Raw genomic sequence first — 20,083 nt, 5'->3', positions numbered from 1 at the left:
CTCGATCGGTCACTTTACCTAGGCAAAAAGGTTCCATTTTTGCCCATTGGGCATCAGTAAGTATGTATCTATCCATAGTACTATTATAAATTAATCAGTTGCCTTTGTTAATTCTCAACAAACCCTAATATAATCAGTTATTTCAGCGTCATTTGCTGATACTTCTAAACCCATTAAAAGTCGCCACTCGACATCACGTAAAATTCCGAAATACATCATGGCAGAGAAATGAGGGTTAGAGCAGTATATTTCATTGAGGTCGTGTGCCTGACCTAAAGCAAATGCAATCGTATTCTGTATATTTAAAGCACATTGGTCATAAAAATATTGCGCTAATTGTATGTCTTTTTGAGTTTGCTCTGTGAACATGCGCATAAAGGCAATATTTTCAGGTTGAATAATATGTTGATAAAAGCGTTGTAATGTTTGTACAAGGTATGTTCTTAAATTATTTTGTTCTGAAGTGTATGGAAAGCAAACACCTTTAAAAAACACTTCACGACGATAATCACAAATCGCAGTAAAAAGACCTTCTTTGTTGCCAAAATATTTATAAATAGAAGCTTTTGAGCCACCTGCATGATTGACAATATCATCCAAGGAAACCGCATCATAACCTTTTTCAAGAAATAAATCGGTTGCACATAGTAATAAGGCAAGGCGACGTTCTTGACCACGACGAGTTTGAGGTTGTTCGCAACTTGGGTAACAAATATCAGTCATTATATTCAATGAGTGTTGAGGCAATATTTTATTATAGCAAAAACCATATGTTTTGTATGGCTATGACATTAGATCATGTATCTAAACATCTCAATGTAAAAAAGCGAGTAATGTGATCATTACTCGCTTTGATGGACTGTTTATGATTTATGCTGAACGCACTTCATCGTCTTCATCATCGTCTGTTGAATCCATGCCAAGCTCTTTAAGTTTGCGAGTCAGCGTGTTACGGCCCCAACCTAAAAGCTCTGCTGCATGGCGTTTGCGACCACGTGTTTGTTGTAGGGCTGCATTAATCAAAGTGCGCTCAAACATTGGTGTTGCGATATCTAAAATTTTCATTTCACCATTTTTTAACTTTTGAATCGCCCATTGAGCTAGTAGCTCATCCCAATGATGTACAGCAATTCTTTCAACTAAAGCTGGGCTTGTAACTGATGCATCATTCGTCGACTTCTGTATAGCAACTTGTTTTAGCTCGGCAGGTAGATCTTCTGGATAGACTTCACGTCCAGTAATCATGACTGTTAACCAACGACAAGTATTTTCTAATTGACGAACGTTACCTGGCCAAGGGAGTTGCTGCATATAGTCAGTTGTTTCTGTACGTAAGATTTTAGGACTAACACCTAATTCTTTACCTGCACGCGCCAAGAAATGTTGCGCAAGCATAGGAATATCTTCACTACGATGAGCAAGTTTCGGAATATGAATGCGAATCACATTAAGGCGATGGTACAAGTCCTCACGGAAACGACCTTCATTCACTAACTTCTCTAAGTCTTGGTGGGTTGCGGCTACAATTCGGACATCAACTTTAACTGGAATATGTCCACCAACACGGTAGAACTCACCATCTGCAAGCACACGGAGTAAGCGTGTTTGTGTTTCAAAAGGCATATCACCAATTTCATCAAGAAATAATGTACCGCCGTTGGCTTGCTCAAAGCGACCTTGATGCTGAGTATTTGCACCTGTAAATGCACCTTTTTCATGCCCAAATAACTCAGTTTCGATCAAGTCTTTTGGAATGGCAGCCATATTGAGTGCAATAAATGGTTTGGCACGGCGTGGTGAATGCTTATGCAATGCATGCGCGACAAGTTCTTTACCTGTACCTGATTCACCATTTATAAGAACCGTGATATGGGATTGTGATAAACGCCCAATCGCACGAAACACCTCCTGCATTGCAGGTGATTCACCAATAATTTCGGTTGATTGTAAAGGTGTCGTTGCTTTGGTTGCTTCTTGTTGTTGCAATTTATTGATATGTAAAATAGCACGATTCACTAATGCTAAAGCTTCATCGATATCAAATGGTTTTGGTAAATACTCAAATGCACCAGTTTGGTAACTTGAGACGGCAGATTCTAAATCAGAATGTGCTGTCATGATGATGACAGGTAGATCTGGATGCGTGTTTTTAACTTTAGACAGGAAAGTTAAGCCATCAATTCCAGGCATACGAATATCTGTCAAAATGACATCGGGTGCAGCATCATGCAAACGTTCTAGCGCTGTTTGTGCTTCTTCAAAGTTGGTGACGTCAAAACCTTCTTCTTTAAAAGTTTTTTCGAGTACCCAACGCATGGCACGATCGTCATCAATTACCCAAATTTTATTTCGTGACACGGTCTGACTCCCAAGGTAAATATAAGCTAAATATGGTTTTTCCTGGAACGGATTGACACTCGATCATTCCGTTGTGTTGATGCATGATGTTTTGCGCGATACTGAGGCCAAGCCCTGTTCCCTTTGCCCGCCCAGTCACAAGAGGGTAAAATACAGACTCTAATATGCTTTCTGGAACACCTGGTCCATTGTCTTCAATATCAATTCTTATCGATGAGCGATTCAGAACACCGTTAATTGTGACTAAGCGTTGAATGCGCGTTCTTAAAATTAGCTCTGGTTCTGAATCGACAAAAAAATCTTTATTTTCAGTCATTGCTTGCACAGCATTTACGCTGATATTGAGCATGACTTGAATCAGTTGATCACGGTCAGCCATCACATCAGGTAAAGACAGGTCGTAATCACGAGTAATCTTAATTTTTTTCTTCGTTTGGTTCACAATAAGTGAACGAACGCGCTCTAAAGGTTCATGTACATTAACCAGTTCGTAGCTTGGTAATTGACGTGAACCAAGCATGGTATCTGCGAGATTGGTTAGGCGATCGACTTCACTAATAATAATGTCGGTAAACTCACGATAGCTTTCATCATTTAAGCTGCGAGCAAGTAATTGTGTTGCACCACGAATGCCCGCTAGAGGATTCTTAATTTCATGTGCAACGCCGCGAACTAGTTGGCGTGCGACTTGATGTTGTTGTACTAAATTTTCTTCTTTAGAAATTTTCAACATCCGATCAATTGGATTGAGTTCGATTAATAAAAGTGGGTGATAACTTTTACCTGCATTTAGTTGTGAGACCGTATAATCCACATGGATTGGTTTAAAATTCACATTAATTACAGCTTCGCGGCGTGTGTAATGTTGTCCGCTTTTTAATGTATTTAATAAAGCTTCATGTGTATTAAATGAATCGTCATGTGCATGAAGTAGATTGAGCACAGGCTGACCTGATGCGCGAAGTAAACTAACATCGAATAATGCTTCACAAGCCGAATTTAAATAAAAAATATTAAGTTTACTATCGACCAATAATATGGCAGTGGTCAGATTATCTACGAGCAGTCGATAGTCGATAGTGTTATGTTGATCCATTTGTGAATCGTCCTGTTTTAAAATGGCGCAATAAATATCAATATAGATGAATAGCCATTAACTTCTGAGATGTATTTAATGCAAAATGCAAGCCAACTTTGTATTAGCTAATTTTCAATAACTTAATTCATAAATAATGAGTTTATGCTGTATTTTTCACATAGATTGAGTTATTTCAATATTTTATCATGCTTTAAAATGGTGCGTTGTTAGGGTTTGTTTAAAATTTTGGTTGTATTTTGGTGCATTACACAAAGAGATGGCTTTGTAGCTATGCGGCAGCAAAGAAAAGTCATACAATACGCCGATTCAAGTGGAGCGCAGATTCATGAAGACCCCCAAAGTCGGTTTTGTATCTTTAGGTTGTCCTAAGGCATTGGTAGATTCTGAACGAATTTTAACTCAGTTAAAGACTGAAGGTTATCAAGTTGCATCAGATTACGACGGTGCAGATTTGGTTGTTGTTAACACCTGTGGTTTTATTGAATCTGCAGTGCAAGAGTCTTTAGATGCCATTGGCGAAGCCATGAGCGAAAACGGTCGTGTGATCGTTACTGGTTGCTTAGGTAAAGATGAAGATAAAATTCGTCAAATGCACCCAAATGTGCTTAAAGTTACAGGGGCGGCAGCTTATCAAGATGTAATGGAAGCTGTACATGAATATGTACCAGCTCCTCCAAAACATAACCCATTTATTGATCTAGTCCCAGAACAAGGTGTGCGTCTAACACCAAAACATTATGCTTATTTAAAAATATCAGAAGGCTGTAACCATCGTTGTACCTTCTGCATTATCCCAAGTATGCGTGGTGATTTAGTTTCTCGTCCTGTGGGTAGTGTGTTAGATGAAGCAGCAGCATTAAAACGTGCTGGTGTAAAAGAAGTATTGGTTATTTCTCAAGATACTTCTGCTTATGGTGTCGATACCAAATACAAGTTGGACTTTTGGAATGGTCAACCTGTAAAAACTAAGTTCTATGATATGTGTGAAGCACTTGGTCAGCTTGGTATTTGGGTGCGTTTACATTATGTTTATCCGTACCCACATGTCGATGCAGTTATTGACCTAATGGCACAAGGGAAAATCCTGCCATATTTAGATATTCCTTTTCAGCATGCCAGTCCGCGCATTTTAAAATTGATGAAGCGACCAGCCCATAGCGAAAATACATTAGAGCGTCTGAAATTGTGGCGTGAAAAATGCCCTGAATTGGTGATTCGTTCTACCTTCGTGGTTGGTTTCCCTGGTGAAACAGAAGAAGACTTCCAAATATTACTTGATTGGTTAAAAGAAGCTCAGTTGGATCGCGTAGGTTGCTTTACTTATTCACCTGTGGAAGGTGCAACGGCAAATGATCTTCCTGATCACGTACCTGAAGAAATTAAGCAAGAACGTTATGAACGTTTTATGGAAGTCCAACAAGAAATTTCTGCTGCAAAACTACAAAAGCGTATCGGTCAAAAGATGACTGTGCTTGTAGATAGCTTGGAAGATGAATTTCCAGTAGCGGTAGCGCGTTCTTACGCGGATGCACCTGAAATTGACGGTAATGTTTTTGTAGAAGATATTGATAAAAGTGTGATTAAAGCAGGTGATCTGCTTGAAGTCGAAATTACTGATGCGGATGAATATGATTTATTTGCAAAGTTAATTCAGATTAAATCTGCTTAATATTAAATGCGATAAAAGAATTTATGAGATTGGTCGGTTTGGAGTAAAAGTATGTCAGCTTCTAAAAATCCACGTTATGCACGTATTTTGTTAAAGCTTTCTGGTGAAGCTTTAGCGGGTAATAAAGATATGGGTATTGATGCCCAAGTCCTTGATCAAATGTCGCTTTCGATTGCTCACTTGGTTGGTTTGGGAGTACAAGTCGGAATTGTAGTTGGTGGCGGTAACTTATATCGTGGGAGTCAGTTACAAAAAGACGGTTTGGTTGGGCGTGTAACTGGTGACCAAATGGGGATGCTGGCTACAGTTATGAATGGTTTGGCAATGCGTGATGCATTAGTGCGTCGCAACATTAAAACACGTTTAATGTCTGCTCTTCCGATCGGAACAGTTGTTGAATCTTATTCAAGTCGTGATGCGATTCGTCATTTAAGCCAAGGTGAAGTTTGTGTATTTGTAGCAGGAACGGGAAATCCGTTCTTTACAACTGATACAGCAGCTTGTTTGCGTGGTATCGAGATTGAAGCAAACCTTATTTTGAAAGCGACGAAAGTTGATGGTGTCTACAACAAAGATCCAAGCAAATATGACGATGCTGTGAAGTACGATAACTTAACTTTCGATCAAGTACTTGATGAAAAGCTTGGTGTAATGGACTTAACTGCGATTTGCTTGTGTCGTGACCATAACGTTCCATTGCAAGTTTTTGATATGAACAAATCTGGTGCATTGCTTTCTGTAGTAATGGGCGAAAAAGAGGGTACTCACGTTACGAACTAATGTACGTGAGACCGAAAGCTCTTTATACTAATGTTTAATATTTTGTAATACCTAATGAATAAGTAAGGAAGATCATATGATTAACGATCTCAAAAAAGATAGCGAACAGCGCATGCAGAAAACACTTGATTCTTTAGAACAAGGTTTTGCTAAAGTTCGTACTGGACGTGCTCACCCATCAATTTTAAATGGTGTGATGGTTCCTTACTATGGTTCTGACGTTCCTTTGAATCAAGTTGCTAACGTAGGTGTTGAAGATTCTCGTACGCTTATTGTTCAGCCATTTGAACGTACAATGGTTTCTGCAATTGATAAAGCAATTCGTGAAAGTGATTTGGGTTTAAACCCAATTACAGCTGATTCAATTCGTGTACCTTTACCTGCGTTGACTGAAGAAACTCGTCGTGACATGCAAAAAGTTGCTCGTAATGAAGCTGAAAATGCAAAAGTTGCTATTCGAAACATTCGTCGTGATGTTTTAGGTGATATCAAAGCATTATTGAAGGAAAAAGAAATTTCTGAAGATGATGAACGCCGTGCTAGTGAAGATATTCAAAAGATCACAGATAAATATGTTGCAGAAGTAGATAAACGTCTAGCTGCAAAAGAAGCAGAATTAATGAAGGTCTAACTTTATGACCTTGCAAGAAGATCAACTTCTTCCTCAGCATGTTGCCATCATTATGGATGGCAACAATCGCTTTGCCAAAAAGATGCAAATGCAAAAAGGTGATGGGCATCGTGAAGGCAAAAATGTCTTGGATCCGATTGTTGAGCATTGTAAAAGTGTCGGCGTAAAAGCATTAACGGTTTTTGCATTTTCAAGTGAAAACTGGAATCGACCACAGTATGAAGTCGATTTACTCATGAAGTTGTTAGAAGATACGATTCATGAGCAACTTCCTCGTATGGAAAAGTTTAATATTGCTCTACGTTTTATTGGTGACCGATCGCGTCTCTCAGATCATTTAAGTGATTTGATGCAATATGCAGAACAAAAAACAGCCGCCTTTGATTCCATGACCTTAAGTATTGCGATTAGCTATGGTGGTATGTGGGACATGGCGAATGCTGCAAAATGTATTGCTCAAGATGTTCTTGCTGGAAAAGTTCAAACAAATCATATAAATGTTGATTTATTTGATAAATATGTCAGTCTAAATGACCTACCTGCTGTGGATTTATTAATTCGTACAGGGGGGGATTATCGCCTTTCAAATTTCTTATTGTGGCAAGCTGCGTATGCAGAATTGTACTTTACAGAAACTTTATGGCCAGAGTTTAAGGTTGAAGAATTGGATTACGCATTTCGTGTTTTTTCAGGACGTGAACGACGTTTCGGTAAGACGACAGAACAGATTCAACAAGCGAAAATAGAGAATTAATAATGTTAGAGCGGATTATTACCGCATTGGTGTTAGTTGCTGTTGTTTTAAGTTGCATGTTTGCGACGCAATCACATTATCCAATGCTTGTGCTTATGATTTTAGCAGCTGGGGTTGCAGGCTATGAGTGGTTTAAGCTTATGCCTCATAAAGAAGCTATTGTTTCAAAACCTAAGGCTTGGATATATGGTATATGTGTAGCATCGGTTTCAACACTCGCATTATTTTTTGATGATGTTGCATTGTTGCTATGGGCAGCATCTATTCTTACGTGGCTAGGTAGTATTTACTGGGTTAAAAATTTTCCAGAATCAGATAATTGGTACAATGTATCATTATATGTAATTGGTTTTATTCTAATTTCTGCAGCAGTGACTGCGCTTTATGCGGTTTGGCATAGCTCACCTTGGTGGCTGATGTATTTGTTCTTGTTGGTTTGGGGGGCAGATAGTGGTGCATATTTTGTTGGTCGTAAATTGGGTAAAAGAAAACTTGCTCCTACAGTAAGCCCAAATAAATCGGTTGAGGGATTGTATGGTGGTATTGCAACAACAGTTGTGATTATGTTGGTTGTACAACATTTCTATTTAGACTTAACTGTAATACAGCTTATCTTATTCCTGATTCTTTCTATTATTACCGTTTTTGCATCAGTATTAGGTGACTTGTTTGAGTCAATGATCAAACGTCGTGCAGGCATTAAAGACTCAGGGCGTGTACTTCCTGGGCATGGTGGAGTATTAGATCGAATTGATTCACTTCTTGCTGCAGCGCCTATTTTTGCAACTGGTATGTATGTATTGGTAAAACTTATTGGTGTAGATCTATAAATGACACAGGCTGTTTGTATATTGGGTGTTACGGGCTCTATTGGGCAAAGTACCTTAAAAGTATTGGCGCGACACCCAGACCAATACTCTGTTTATGCGGTTTCTGCATATAGTCGTTTAGATGAACTGGTAGAAATATGTAAAAAATACAGCCCTAAAATAGTGGTTGTTCCGAAAATAAAAACTTTAGAACTAGAGCAGCGTTTAAATCAAGAAAACCTAAAAAATATTGAAATTTTAACAGATGAAGCGGGTTTGATAGCCATTGCTGAACATGATGCAGTTGATATTGTTATGGCTGCAATCGTCGGTGCTGCTGGCTTATTACCGACGCTTGCCGCAGTCAAAGCAGGCAAACGTGTGTTACTTGCAAACAAGGAAGCCTTGGTGATGTCAGGTGACATCATGATGCAGGCAGCACGTGATCATAATGCTTTATTGCTTCCTGTCGATTCAGAGCATAATGCGATCTTTCAGTCATTACCACACAATTATTTACAGATTGAGAGAACAGGTGAGCCACAACTTGGTGTGTCTCAGGTTTTATTAACAGCTTCTGGTGGTCCATTTCTTAATCATTCTTTAGAACAATTACATGATGTAACGCCTCAACAGGCTTGTAAGCATCCAAATTGGTCTATGGGACAAAAAATTTCGGTAGATTCAGCGACTTTAATGAATAAAGGTTTGGAATTGATCGAAGCGTGTCATTTGTTTTCAATATCAGAACATTTTGTTACAGTTGTTGTTCATCCACAAAGTATTATTCATTCCATGGTGCAATATGTGGATGGATCAACTTTGGCACAAATGGGTAACCCAGACATGTGTACGCCAATTGCGCACGCTTTGGCATGGCCGCAACGCTTAATGACGGATGTTCCTGCTTTAAATCTGTTTGAAACAGCTCAATTAAATTTTCAGGCTCCTGATATTATTAAGTTCCCAGCTTTAAATCTAGCTCGTCAAGCAATGCGTGCGGGTGGGCTGGCCCCTACAATTTTGAATGCTGCCAATGAAATCGCGGTTGCTGCATTTTTAAAAGGACAAATTCGATTTACTGAAATTACGCAAGTGGTCGAGCATACTTTACAAGCTGTACAAAATGCTAAAGCAGAAAGCATAGACATCATTTTGCAGACTGATATGATCGCAAGAGATATCGCAGAGAAGTACATCGTAGGTATAGGGGGTTAAATCGTATGAGCGCACTATTTATGATTGTTGCAGCGATTTTATTATTAGGCCCTCTGATTGCGATTCATGAGTTTGGTCATTATTGGGTCGCACGTAAATTAGGCGTTAAGGTTTTAGTCTATTCTATTGGCTTTGGACCGACTTTGCTTAAATGGCAATCGAAAAAATCAGGTATACAATACCAGCTTTCAGCATTGCCGTTAGGTGGTTACGTTAAAATGCTTGATGAACGTGAAGGTAATGTTGCAGAGCAAGATTTACCTTATGCGTTTAATCGTCAGTCACCTTGGAAACGTATTGCAATTGTTGCTGCTGGACCGCTGATTAATCTTATTTTTGCTGTTTTATTGTTTTGGATTTTGTTTTTACCAGCTCAAGAACAACTAAATACCCGTATTGGCAAAATCATGCCAAATACACCTGCTGCCCAAGTCGATTTACAGCTTGGCGATAAAGTAGTAATGGTTGATGGTCAAACGACACCAACATGGGAAAAACTAAACTATGCTTTAGTTAATCGTGTTGGAGAGACAGGTCAGGTTTCAATTGTTGTTGATCGTACTGGAACTGAAAAACAGTTTAGTTTACCGATCAAAGATTTTCTAAAAGATCAGAGCCAATCGCCTTTGGATGAGTTAGGGTTTTTACCTTATCGTCCTGTGATTCCAGCGATCGTAAAAGAACTGAGTACTGATGGCGCTGCTATACGTCAAGGTATGAAAGTCGGAGACAAAATTGTTGCGATTAATAACGTTGCAATGAAAGATTGGTTTGATGTCGTTGATGTTGTACAAAATTCACCTGAAAAACTCTTAAATATTGATGTGCTACGTCAAGGCAAACTGGTTCATTTACAAGTGATGCCTCAAGGTCAGCGTGACAATATGGGTAATATGAGTGGTGTTCTTGGAGTAAAAAGTGATGCAGGTAAAATCACAATTCCGAATGAATATAAACAAACCATTCAGTATTCACCTGTAGAAGCTTTCGGGGTTGCTGTTGAAAAAACAATACAATTGTCAGGTATGATTTTTAGTTCGATTACTAAAATGGTACGTGGACTAATTGGATTGGATAACTTATCAGGTCCTATTACGATTGCTAAAGTTGCAGGACAGAGTGCTGAAATGGGGTGGCAAACCTTTATTTCTTTTATGGCATTGATGAGTGTTAGTTTAGGAATTTTAAATTTATTACCAATTCCGATGCTTGATGGCGGTCATTTAGTTTATTACTTTATTGAAGCAATACGTGGTAAACCTGTTTCTGAACAAATACAGATGTTTGGTCTAAAAGTTGGTATGGTACTGCTCGGTAGCATGATGCTTTTGGCTTTATTTAACGACTTCATGCGTTTATAAAAACGCAAACGGAATTTAACTTACTGGAAAATATATGGGCATGCGTCACACACATTTATTAATGCCTTTGGCACTGGTTAGTGCGATGGCAGTGGTACAACAAGCATACGCAGCAGATGAGTTTCTTGCACAAGATATACGAATTGATGGCCTCGTGCGTTTAACACCTGCAAGTATCTATTCTATGTTACCAATAAATAGTGGCGATAGAGTAAGTGATCCAATGATTGCTGAGGCGATCCGTACTTTATATGCTTCAGGTCTATTTGATGACATTAAAGCCTATAAAGAAAAAGACGTATTGGTGTTTAAAGTTGTAGAGCGTCCAATCATTTCAAAATTGGAATTCAAAGGTAATAAACTTATTCCTAAAGAAGCCTTAGAACAAGGCTTAAAAAAGATGGGTATTGCTGAAGGGGAAGTTTTCAAGAAATCTGCATTACAGATTATTGAGACTGAGCTTGAACAACAATATACTCAGCAAGGTCGTTATGATGCAGATGTAACGATTGATACTGTTGCTAGACCAAATAACCGTGTAGAACTAAAGCTTAATTTTAATGAAGGTACTGCTGCAAAAGTATTTGATATTAATATCATTGGTAATACTGTATTTAGTGATAGTGATATTAAGCAAGCTTTTGCAGTTAAAGAAAGCGGTTGGGCTTCGATTGTTACACGTAATGATCGCTATGCACGTGAAAAAATGGCAGCAAGCTTAGAAGCGTTACGAGCTCTATATCTGAATAAAGGTTATATCAACTTTAATATTATCAATTCACAACTCAACATTAGCGAAGATAAAAAGCACATCTTTATTGAGGTTTCAGTTGATGAAGGTAGTCAATTTAAGTTTGGTGAAACCAAATTCTTAGGCGATGCACTCTATAAACCTGAAGAATTAAAAGCACTAAAATTATATAAAGATGGTGAAACTTATTCACAAGAAAAAGTAAATGCCGTTAAGCAGTTGCTACTTCGCAAATATGGTAATGCAGGTTATTACTATGCAGAAGTGAATGTTGTACCTGAAATTAATAATCAAACAGGGATTGTGAATCTAAATTATTATATTAACCCTGGTCAGCAAGTCACTGTTCGTCGTATTAACTTTACTGGAAATAGTAAAACAGCTGATGAAGTATTACGTCGTGAAATGCGCCAAATGGAAGGTGCTTTAGCAAGCAATGAAAAAATTGACTTGTCCAAAGTGCGTCTGGAACGTACAGGTTTCTTTAAAACTGTTGATGTAAAACCTGTTCGTGTACCTAATTCACCAGACCAAGTTGATTTAAATATTAATGTCGAAGAGCAACACTCTGGTACAACGACACTTGCGGTCGGTTATTCTCAAAATGGTGGTATTACTTTCCAAGCAGGTTTAAGCCAAACTAACTTTATGGGTACTGGAAATCGTGTTGCGATTGATTTATCTCGTTCAGAAACACAAGACTATTATAACTTAAGTGTGACGGACCCATATTTTACTATTGATGGCGTGAGTCGTGGTTACAACGTTTATTATCGAAAAACGAAGTTAAGTGAGAACTATAACGTTAATAACTATGTTACTGATAGTGTCGGTGGTAGTTTAAGTTTTGGATACCCAATTGATGAAAATCAGAGTATTAGTGCGTCTTTAGGTATCGATCAAACTAAAGTAAGAACAGGTCCAAGTGTATCTACATACATTCGTGATTATTTGTTGGCAAATGGTGGTAAAGCAACTGCACAGAACACTTATTGTCCTGAAGACCAATTAGATAAAGATTTAGATGGTAACTATACAGGTAAATGTAAACCAGGTGGTGAGATTACTTATAATAGTGCTTTCGAGGGTAGTTTCCTAACTTATACTTTGAATTTAGGTTGGTCTTATAACACCTTGAACAGACCACTTTTTCCGACGTCAGGTATGTCGCACCGTGTTGGTCTAGAAGTAGGCCTTCCAGGTAGTGATGTTGACTATCAAAAAATGACTTATGATGCTCAGGTATTCAAATCATTACCTAAGGGTTTTGTGCTTAGAGGTTATGGTAAATTAGGTTATGGTAATGACCTACCATTCTATAAAAACTTCTATGCGGGTGGTTATGGATCAGTCCGTGGCTATGATAACAGTTCATTAGGTCCTAAATATCCAAGTGTTATTTTCCAGGAAATGGGTAAAGATGACTTATCAAAAGAGGAAGTGGGTGGTAACGCACTGGTTCAATTTGGAACAGAATTGGCGCTTCCTTTACCATTCAAAGGAGATTGGACACGTCAAGTTCGACCTGTACTTTTTGCCGAGGGTGCTCAGGTATTTGATACGCAATGTAATATACCAAAAGGTAATATATTAGTAGGTGCTAGTACGGTTGATATCAAACAATATTGTAATGATAACTACAAGTTCGATTTTGGCAATATGCGTTATAGTGTTGGTGCTGGTTTCACATGGATTACGATGATTGGTCCATTATCATTAAGTTATGCTTATCCGCTTAATGATAAGAGTGGTGATAATACCAAATCTATTCAATTCGAAATTGGTCGTACTTTCTAAGTACGGCCTTTAAGCTCTTAAAATATAAAAGGACGAAATAATGAAAAAATTAACGATGTTGATGTTAGGCTTAGGTTTAACGGTTTCTGCTATGACGAATGCTGCTGGTATAGGTGTTGTTGATCTAGCTCGCGTAGTTGAAAGTAGCACATATCTTAAACAACAAAATGCTGCTCTTGGCCAATCAGTTAAACCAACATCGACACGATTAGAACAATTAGGCAAAGAATTGGAAACTATGCAGCAAAAAGCGCAAACTGATGGTCCTAAGATGAATCAAGCAGATATTCAAAAAATGACTGCGCTGTATCAAGCTAAGTTAAATGAGTTCAATACAACTCAACAGGGTTTACAGACTAAAGTACAGTCTACATTACAGTCAATGAACACTGCATTTGAAGGAAAAGTGAAGCAAGTCGCTGAGCAATTAAGAAAAGAAAATAATTTAGATCTTATTTTGAATAAAAATTCAACAATTGCCTCTGACGCTCAGTATGATTTAACTGATAAAATGATCCAAAAGGTTAACGCACTGAAATAATCAATGAATAGACGTATTTATCGTTTAGAAGAAATAGCTCATCTTGTAAAAGGTGAGCTTTTTGGTGATAAAGATTTTAAAATTTCTAATTTGTCTAGTTTGGAACAGGCACAAAATCATCACATTTGTTTTGTAAATGGTGAAAAATATTTAGCACAAGCTGAGGCAAGCGAAGCAGGTGTTTATATTGTGACAACTGCATTAAAACAACAATTATCATCGAAGCAAAATTTTATCGTTGTAGAAAATCCTTATCTCGCTTTTGCAATTCTTACACATTTATTTGAGAAGAAAGCTTCTCAAAGAGGTATCGAAAGTACTGCTCAAATTCATCCTTCTGCGATCGTGGCTGATAATACTTATATAGGACACTATGCTGTCATTGGTGAGCATTGTGTTATTGGACATAATACAATTATCCAAGCACATGCTTTTATTGATGATGATGTTGAAATTGGTAACGACTGTTTCATTGATGCGCATGTCACAATTACTGGCGGTGCAAAGTTAAAAGATCGGGTTCGTATTCATGCGAATACGGTGATTGGATCAGAAGGTTTTGGTTTTGCACCTTATCAAGGAAAATGGCACCGTATTGCTCAACTCGGTTCGGTAAGAATCGGGAATGATGTCCGTATTGGTTCAAATTGTAGTATTGATCGTGGCGCATTAGATGACACAATTTTAGCAGATGGCGTCATTATTGATAACCTTGTGCAAATTGCCCACAATGTTCAAATTGATCAACATACAGCCATCGCTGCAAACACGGCAATTGCTGGAAGTGTCCGAATTGGCAAAAACTGTATTATCGGTGGTGGCAGTGCAGTTGCAGGGCATTTAAATATTGCGAATAATGTGACGCTTACTGGAATGTCAATGGTCACAAAAAGTATTTCTGAAGCGGGAACCTTTTCTTCGGGAATTGGACTATTTGAAAATAGTCACTGGAAAAGAACTGTTGTACGCCTTAGACAATTAGCAGATGTGCCATTGACCCAAATCACTAAAAGGCTTGATCATATGCAAGCTCAATTAGAGTCCCTTGAATCAACCTTTAAGTTACGTAAATAATTTATTATGACTGAGTCTACATCTCCAGCATTTACAATGCCTGCATTACCCATGGATATTCTTACGATTCGTGAATATTTACCGCATCGTTATCCTTTTTTACTTGTTGATAGAGTTACAGAAATAACTGAGAATAGTATTGTCGGCTATAAAAATGTCTCTATTAATGAAGAGTTCTTGCAAGGGCATTTCCCGACATACCCAATTATGCCGGGTGTGTTGATTATTGAAGCTCTCGCACAGGTCTCAGGAATATTAGGCTTTGTATTGACAAATCAAAAGCCAAAAGAAGGATCATTGTTCTTATTTGCTGGCGCAGAAAAAGTAAGATTTAAGAAACAAGTCGTTGCTGGTGACCAGCTTGTTTTAAAATCAGAACTAGTGATGCAAAAACGTGGCATTTACAAGTACAATTGTAAGGCTAGTGTCGACGGTATTGTCGCTGCAACAGCAGAGATCATTATTTCCCACCAAAAAATTGAGCAGACATGAGTAGTCAAAACCTAATTCACCCAACCGCAATTATTGACCCATCTGCAGAAATTGCATCTGATGTACAAATTGGACCTTATTGTATTGTTGGTCCGAATGTAACGATTGATGCTGGGACTAAATTACGTTCACACGTGGTAATTGGCGGTTTTACGAAAATTGGAAAAAATAATGATATTTTTCAGTTTTCGAGTGTCGGTGAAATTTGCCAAGATTTAAAGTATCAAGGTGAAGAGACATGGCTAGAAATAGGGGATAATAACTTTATTCGTGAACATTGTACTTTGCATAGAGGTACGGTTCAGGATAATGCAATAACAAAAATTGGCAGTCATAACTTATTCATGGTGAATACCCATATTGCGCATGATTGTGTAATTGGTGATCACAATATTTTTGCCAATAACGTGGGCGTTGCAGGTCATGTCCATGTAGGTAATCATGTTATTGTAGGTGGTAATGCGGGTATTCATCAGTTCTGCCGTATTGATTCATACAGCATGATTGGTGGAGCAGCTTTAATTCTTAAGGACGTTCCCGCTTACGTGATGGCATCTGGTAATCCTGCACATGCATATGGTATGAATATTGAAGGCATGCGACGTAAAGGTTGGACTCGAGATACGATTCAAGGTTTAAGAGAAGCATACAAGCTGATTTATAAGGCTGGTTTAACCACTGAGCAAGCGATTGAGCAGATTCGTAGCGACATACTGACGAAGACGCCTGAAGCACAATTGTTTATTGATTCACTCGAAAAGTCTACACGCGGTATTGTCCGTTAAAATTTAGAAAATAAAAAAAGACACCTCGGTGTCTTTTTTTATTTTCTAATTTTCTGCTTCGATGAATTGCTGTCGATATTGCTTGGGTGATACTTCAAAAGTTCGTTTGAATGCTTGGCTAAAGGCTGTTTCTGAAGAATATCCCACTTTATTGGCAATTTGCTGAATGGAATAATTGCTTTTACGCAAGTATTGACTCGCCAGACGCATACGATGTTGCTGCAAATAGGCAAGTGGTGATTCGCCAATCACCTCATGAAATAAGCTGGCAAACTTTGAGCGTGACATACAACATTGTTCAGCAAGGGTTTCAACTGTCCATGCATCTTCAGGATGGTTATGAATTGCAGCAAGGCTATTGCTGAGCTCAGGATGATTTAAAGCGCTTAGCCATCCATGTTGATTTGAGATCTGTTGAATATGATCTCTTATACATTTGATCAATAAAATATTTACAAGATGATCAATAATAATATCTCTGCCAGCCTGAATATTTTGTGTCTCTAATGCTAAAAAGTGCAAACCAATTTGTAACCATTCAGGTGCTGTATTTTCTCCGTGTTGAATATGAATGATTGAAGGTAACGCTTGAATAAAAGGGCGCGCCATGATGGTGTCAATCTGACAACGAACACTTAAAATAAGATTTTTCTCTGACGAATCTGTACCGAATTCAATAGCATCTTCTTTATGTCCATCAAACAATTTTGAAATATCGACTGCATTCACAAGCTTTCTGATGGAGTTATCGGCACCCGTATGTGCTATTCCAGAAGGAATTAGGACAATTTCACCAGCATGAGCAGTTAAACTATTTTGTGAATCAATTTGAATGAAAACTGAACCAACTAAAACAATATAAACAATCAGGGCGGTTTGATCCTGACAGATAAAACTCCATTCTCCCTGAGTTTTCAAGTAGATATATTCGGTGTGATTTAAATGTATATCAGCAAATATTTTACTTAAAGCATCCATATGATTTTAAAACTATGTATTCATTTTAAATTATAGAGAGCTACTGCAATAACTCAATATGTGTTTTTAGGACAAAAACAGGGGTGATGATGCCAAAGACTTTGACATAGGTTTTTTGGACGCTTGCAACTGTCATGAAATTCATAATTCATCAAAATATACATATATACAAAGACATGGATAAGATGATGAATGCACCAGTAAATGTTGAGCAAGAACTTACGCCAGTAAGCATTTCAAAATCGAAAACTGAATTGGATCGTAAACGTTATTTATGGGCAATTAGCCCAGCTTTACCTGCAATTGGAATTGGCATTTTAGCAGGTTATCAATTTGCACCTCGTCCACTGAAAAAAATCTTTGCATTAGGCGGGCCAATTGTTTTGCACATCGTTATTCCAGCAATTGACGCATTGATTGGAAAAGACGCAAATAACCCAACTGATGAAGATATTAAACTACTTGAAAAAGATCCGTATTATTCACGCTTAGTGAAAAGCTTTCTTCCATTACAATATGCAGCTAATTTTTACGCGTGTTATTTATCTAGCCGTAAAGAAACTTCATTTATCGATAAAATCCTATTGGGTATTTCAATGGGTGCGATCAATGGTATCGCAATCAATACTGCACATGAGCTTAGCCATAAACATGATCGTATAGATCATATTCTTTCTCATCTTGCTCTTGTACCAACAGGATATAACCATTTCCGTGTAGAACATCCGTATGGACACCATAAACGCGCTGCGACACCTGAAGATCCAGCATCTTCACAAATGGGTGAAACATTCTATGAGTTTTGGCCACGTACAGTCATTGGTTCTTTCAAATCTGCTATTGAAATTGAAACTAATCGTTTGAAACGTAAAGGTAAAAAATTTTGGTCAACTGAAAATGAATTATTGCAAGGCTGGGGAATGAGTGCTACCTTTCATGGTTCAATGATCGGATTATTCGGTAAAGGTGTCATTCCTTACTTAGCGACTCAAGCTTTTTACGGTATTAGCTTGTTTGAAATCATTAATTATATTGAACATTATGGTTTAAAACGTCAAAAAGATAAGAATGGTAAATATGAACGTACGATGCCAGAGCATAGCTGGAACAATAACAATATTGTGACTAACTTATTCTTATATCAATTACAGCGTCATTCAGATCATCATGCTTATCCAACACGTCCATTCCAAGCACTGCGCCATTTTGATGAAGCACCTGAACTGCCAAGTGGTTATGCAAGTATGCTGTTGCCTGCGTTAATTCCACCACTATGGTCAAAAATGATGGATAAGCGTGTATTTGATCACTACAAAGGTGATTTGAATAAAGCCAATATCTATCCAAAACGTCGTGCAAAACTATTTAAGAAATTTGGTGTCGTGGATCAATCTTTAGTTGAAACTTCAGTTAAAGCTGTAACAACTGAATAACCCAAAAGCTTTCCCAAAGCAGAAGCATTGATCATTCATGGTCAGTGCTTTTTTCTTGTATTAAAAATTTAAAAAACAAAAGTTTTTGCATCATGTTGCTGTATATCTATAAAGAGTACTTAAAAATAATTGTGTAATGACAGCATGAGGCGATGATGACAAAACATTATGATTATATTGCGATTGGTGGTGGTAGTGGTGGAATTGCATCAGTTAACCGTGCTGCGATGTATGGGAAGAAATGCGCCTTGATTGAAAAGGCTGAAATTGGTGGAACCTGCGTCAATCTCGGCTGTGTGCCTAAAAAAGTCATGTGGTATGCAGCACATATTGCTGAATCAATTCAAAAATATGGTCCTGATTATGGCTTTAATAGTAAAGTTGAATCTTTCGATTGGCAGACTTTAATTAACAATAGACAGGCTTATATCAATCGTATTCATCAGTCCTATCAAAATAGCCTAAGCAAAAATAAAGTTGATTTAATCCATGGTGCAGCTCATTTTATTGATAAAAATACTATCGAAGTCAACGGTGAGAAATTCACAGCAGATCATATCCTGATTGCAACGGGGACACAGCCATCATTGCCTGATATCGATGGTGTTGAATATGGCATTGATTCGAATGGTTTCTTTGAACTAACGGCTTTACCTAAAACTACTGCCGTGATTGGTTCGGGTTATATTGCAGTTGAATTGGCTGGGGTACTTAATTCTTTAGGTTCACAAGTTGGATTATTTATCCGTAAAGATCTACCTGTTCGACGTTTTGACTCTTTCTTAAGTGAAACTTTGGTTGAAGTGATGCAAACAGATGGAATTACTATACGTACACAAGCTGTTCCTAAAAAAATCACCAAGAATGCCGATGGCTCTGTCATATTACATTTAGAAAGTGGCGAAAGTCATACTGTCGATTGCTTGATTTGGGCAACAGGCCGTGAGCCAAATACGGCGAGCTTGAATTTAGAAAAGACCCATGTCCAGCTCGATGATCGAGGATATATTCAAGTCGATAAATTCCAGAATACATCCCAAACAGGCATTTATGCGGTGGGAGATATCACAGGGAAAATGGAGCTTACACCTGTCGCAGTTGCAGCAGGTCGTAAATTGTCTGAGCGATTATTCAATCATAAGCCAGATGAGCATTTAGATTACGATAATATTCCAACGGTTGTTTTCAGTCATCCTCCGATTGGAACAGTAGGGATAACTGAGCAAGAAGCGATTGATAAATATGGTCAGCAAGTTGTGAAAGTTTATAATTCATCATTTACTGCGATGTATAGCGCCATTACGCAACATCGTCAGCCGACCAAAATGAAGCTAGTCTGTGTGGGTGAAAATGAAAAAATTGTCGGTATTCACGGTATCGGTTTTGGTATGGATGAGATTCTGCAAGGTTTTGCGGTTGCTTTAAAAATGGGAGCGACTAAAAAAGATTTTGATAATACCGTTGCGATTCATCCAACATCTGCGGAAGAGTTTGTTACGATGCGATAGCGCGCGCTATATGGAAATAAAAAGGACGTAAATAACGTCCTTTTT

The 20,083-nt window shown here is 38.0% G+C and carries 18 protein-coding genes; 14 read left to right on the top strand and 4 right to left on the bottom strand.

The window, feature by feature from the left end:
• Nucleotides 1–114 precede the first annotated feature (114 nt).
• The 3 genes from CDG59_RS09755 to glnL all read right to left on the bottom strand — a co-directional run bounded on the left by CDG59_RS09755 (nt 115) and on the right by glnL (nt 3,454).
• The gene (locus CDG59_RS09755; protein ID WP_087545075.1) at nt 115–723 is read right to left on the bottom strand and encodes a TetR/AcrR family transcriptional regulator; all 609 of its coding nucleotides are present in this window, start codon (nt 721–723) and stop codon (nt 115–117) included.
• Between the two features lie 147 nt (nt 724–870).
• Entirely contained in the window at nt 871–2,358 is a 1,488-nt protein-coding gene (gene glnG, locus CDG59_RS09750) for a nitrogen regulation protein NR(I) (RefSeq protein ID WP_087545073.1), read from the bottom strand.
• On the bottom strand, nt 2,345–3,454 hold the full coding sequence (gene glnL / locus CDG59_RS09745) for a nitrogen regulation protein NR(II) (protein WP_005160313.1): 1,110 nt from the start codon (nt 3,452–3,454) through the stop codon (nt 2,345–2,347). The genes glnG and glnL overlap by 14 nt, the downstream gene beginning before the upstream one ends.
• A 328-nt stretch (nt 3,455–3,782) precedes the next feature.
• On the opposite strand from glnL, the gene rimO reads away from it, so the two are divergent.
• The 12 genes from rimO (at nt 3,783) to lpxA (ending at nt 16,119) form a co-directional block, all read left to right on the top strand.
• Complete coding sequence (rimO, locus tag CDG59_RS09740) at nt 3,783–5,126, top strand: 30S ribosomal protein S12 methylthiotransferase RimO (RefSeq protein WP_004915625.1); 1,344 nt, start codon at nt 3,783–3,785, stop codon at nt 5,124–5,126.
• A 51-nt stretch (nt 5,127–5,177) separates the two neighbouring features.
• The gene (pyrH, locus tag CDG59_RS09735; RefSeq protein WP_004662027.1) at nt 5,178–5,906 is read left to right on the top strand and encodes a UMP kinase; all 729 of its coding nucleotides are present in this window, start codon (nt 5,178–5,180) and stop codon (nt 5,904–5,906) included.
• A gap of 76 nt (nt 5,907–5,982) precedes the next feature.
• Nucleotides 5,983–6,537 carry a ribosome recycling factor gene (gene frr, locus CDG59_RS09730; protein WP_087545071.1) on the top strand — a complete coding sequence of 185 codons (555 nt, stop codon included), beginning with the start codon at nt 5,983–5,985 and terminating at the stop codon, nt 6,535–6,537.
• A 4-nt stretch (nt 6,538–6,541) separates the two neighbouring features.
• Nucleotides 6,542–7,291 carry a polyprenyl diphosphate synthase gene (uppS, locus tag CDG59_RS09725; RefSeq protein ID WP_087545069.1) on the top strand — a complete coding sequence of 250 codons (750 nt, stop codon included), beginning with the start codon at nt 6,542–6,544 and terminating at the stop codon, nt 7,289–7,291.
• Nucleotides 7,292–7,293: 2 nt separating this feature from the next.
• Nucleotides 7,294–8,121 carry a phosphatidate cytidylyltransferase gene (locus CDG59_RS09720; protein ID WP_087545067.1) on the top strand — a complete coding sequence of 276 codons (828 nt, stop codon included), beginning with the start codon at nt 7,294–7,296 and terminating at the stop codon, nt 8,119–8,121.
• On the top strand, nt 8,122–9,318 hold the full coding sequence (ispC, locus tag CDG59_RS09715; RefSeq protein ID WP_087545065.1) for a 1-deoxy-D-xylulose-5-phosphate reductoisomerase: 1,197 nt from the start codon (nt 8,122–8,124) through the stop codon (nt 9,316–9,318).
• Between the two features lie 5 nt (nt 9,319–9,323).
• On the top strand, nt 9,324–10,679 hold the full coding sequence (gene rseP, locus CDG59_RS09710; RefSeq protein ID WP_087545063.1) for an RIP metalloprotease RseP: 1,356 nt from the start codon (nt 9,324–9,326) through the stop codon (nt 10,677–10,679).
• Between the two features lie 34 nt (nt 10,680–10,713).
• A complete protein-coding gene (bamA, locus tag CDG59_RS09705; protein WP_087545061.1) occupies nt 10,714–13,227 on the top strand; it encodes an outer membrane protein assembly factor BamA in 2,514 nt (837 codons plus the stop codon).
• Between the two features lie 40 nt (nt 13,228–13,267).
• Nucleotides 13,268–13,768, top strand: a complete 501-nt coding sequence (locus CDG59_RS09700) for an OmpH family outer membrane protein (RefSeq protein ID WP_005160299.1) — start codon at nt 13,268–13,270, stop codon at nt 13,766–13,768.
• A 3-nt stretch (nt 13,769–13,771) separates the two neighbouring features.
• Nucleotides 13,772–14,842 carry a UDP-3-O-(3-hydroxymyristoyl)glucosamine N-acyltransferase gene (lpxD, locus tag CDG59_RS09695; RefSeq protein ID WP_087545059.1) on the top strand — a complete coding sequence of 357 codons (1,071 nt, stop codon included), beginning with the start codon at nt 13,772–13,774 and terminating at the stop codon, nt 14,840–14,842.
• A gap of 6 nt (nt 14,843–14,848) precedes the next feature.
• Nucleotides 14,849–15,334, top strand: coding sequence for a 3-hydroxyacyl-ACP dehydratase FabZ (fabZ, locus tag CDG59_RS09690; RefSeq protein WP_004662038.1), 486 nt, complete (start codon nt 14,849–14,851; stop codon nt 15,332–15,334).
• A complete protein-coding gene (gene lpxA / locus CDG59_RS09685; protein WP_046739600.1) occupies nt 15,331–16,119 on the top strand; it encodes an acyl-ACP--UDP-N-acetylglucosamine O-acyltransferase in 789 nt (262 codons plus the stop codon). The genes fabZ and lpxA overlap by 4 nt, the downstream gene beginning before the upstream one ends.
• A gap of 45 nt (nt 16,120–16,164) precedes the next feature.
• Here lpxA and CDG59_RS09680 read toward each other — a convergent pair whose 3' ends face one another.
• The gene (locus CDG59_RS09680) at nt 16,165–17,097 is read right to left on the bottom strand and encodes an AraC family transcriptional regulator (RefSeq protein ID WP_087545058.1); all 933 of its coding nucleotides are present in this window, start codon (nt 17,095–17,097) and stop codon (nt 16,165–16,167) included.
• Between the two features lie 188 nt (nt 17,098–17,285).
• Between CDG59_RS09680 and CDG59_RS09675 the strand changes: the two genes are divergently transcribed.
• Nucleotides 17,286–18,530, top strand: coding sequence for an alkane 1-monooxygenase (locus CDG59_RS09675; RefSeq protein WP_087545056.1), 1,245 nt, complete (start codon nt 17,286–17,288; stop codon nt 18,528–18,530).
• A 155-nt stretch (nt 18,531–18,685) separates the two neighbouring features.
• The gene (gene gorA, locus CDG59_RS09670) at nt 18,686–20,038 is read left to right on the top strand and encodes a glutathione-disulfide reductase (RefSeq protein WP_087545054.1); all 1,353 of its coding nucleotides are present in this window, start codon (nt 18,686–18,688) and stop codon (nt 20,036–20,038) included.
• Nucleotides 20,039–20,083: the final 45 nt, after the last annotated feature.

Origin of the sequence: Acinetobacter sp. WCHA29 (genome assembly GCF_002165335.1) — a bacterium.
Lineage (GTDB): Bacteria > Pseudomonadota > Gammaproteobacteria > Pseudomonadales > Moraxellaceae > Acinetobacter.
The sequence above is the reverse complement of the archived record's forward strand: the minus strand, read 5'-3'. Positions and strand labels throughout refer to the sequence as shown.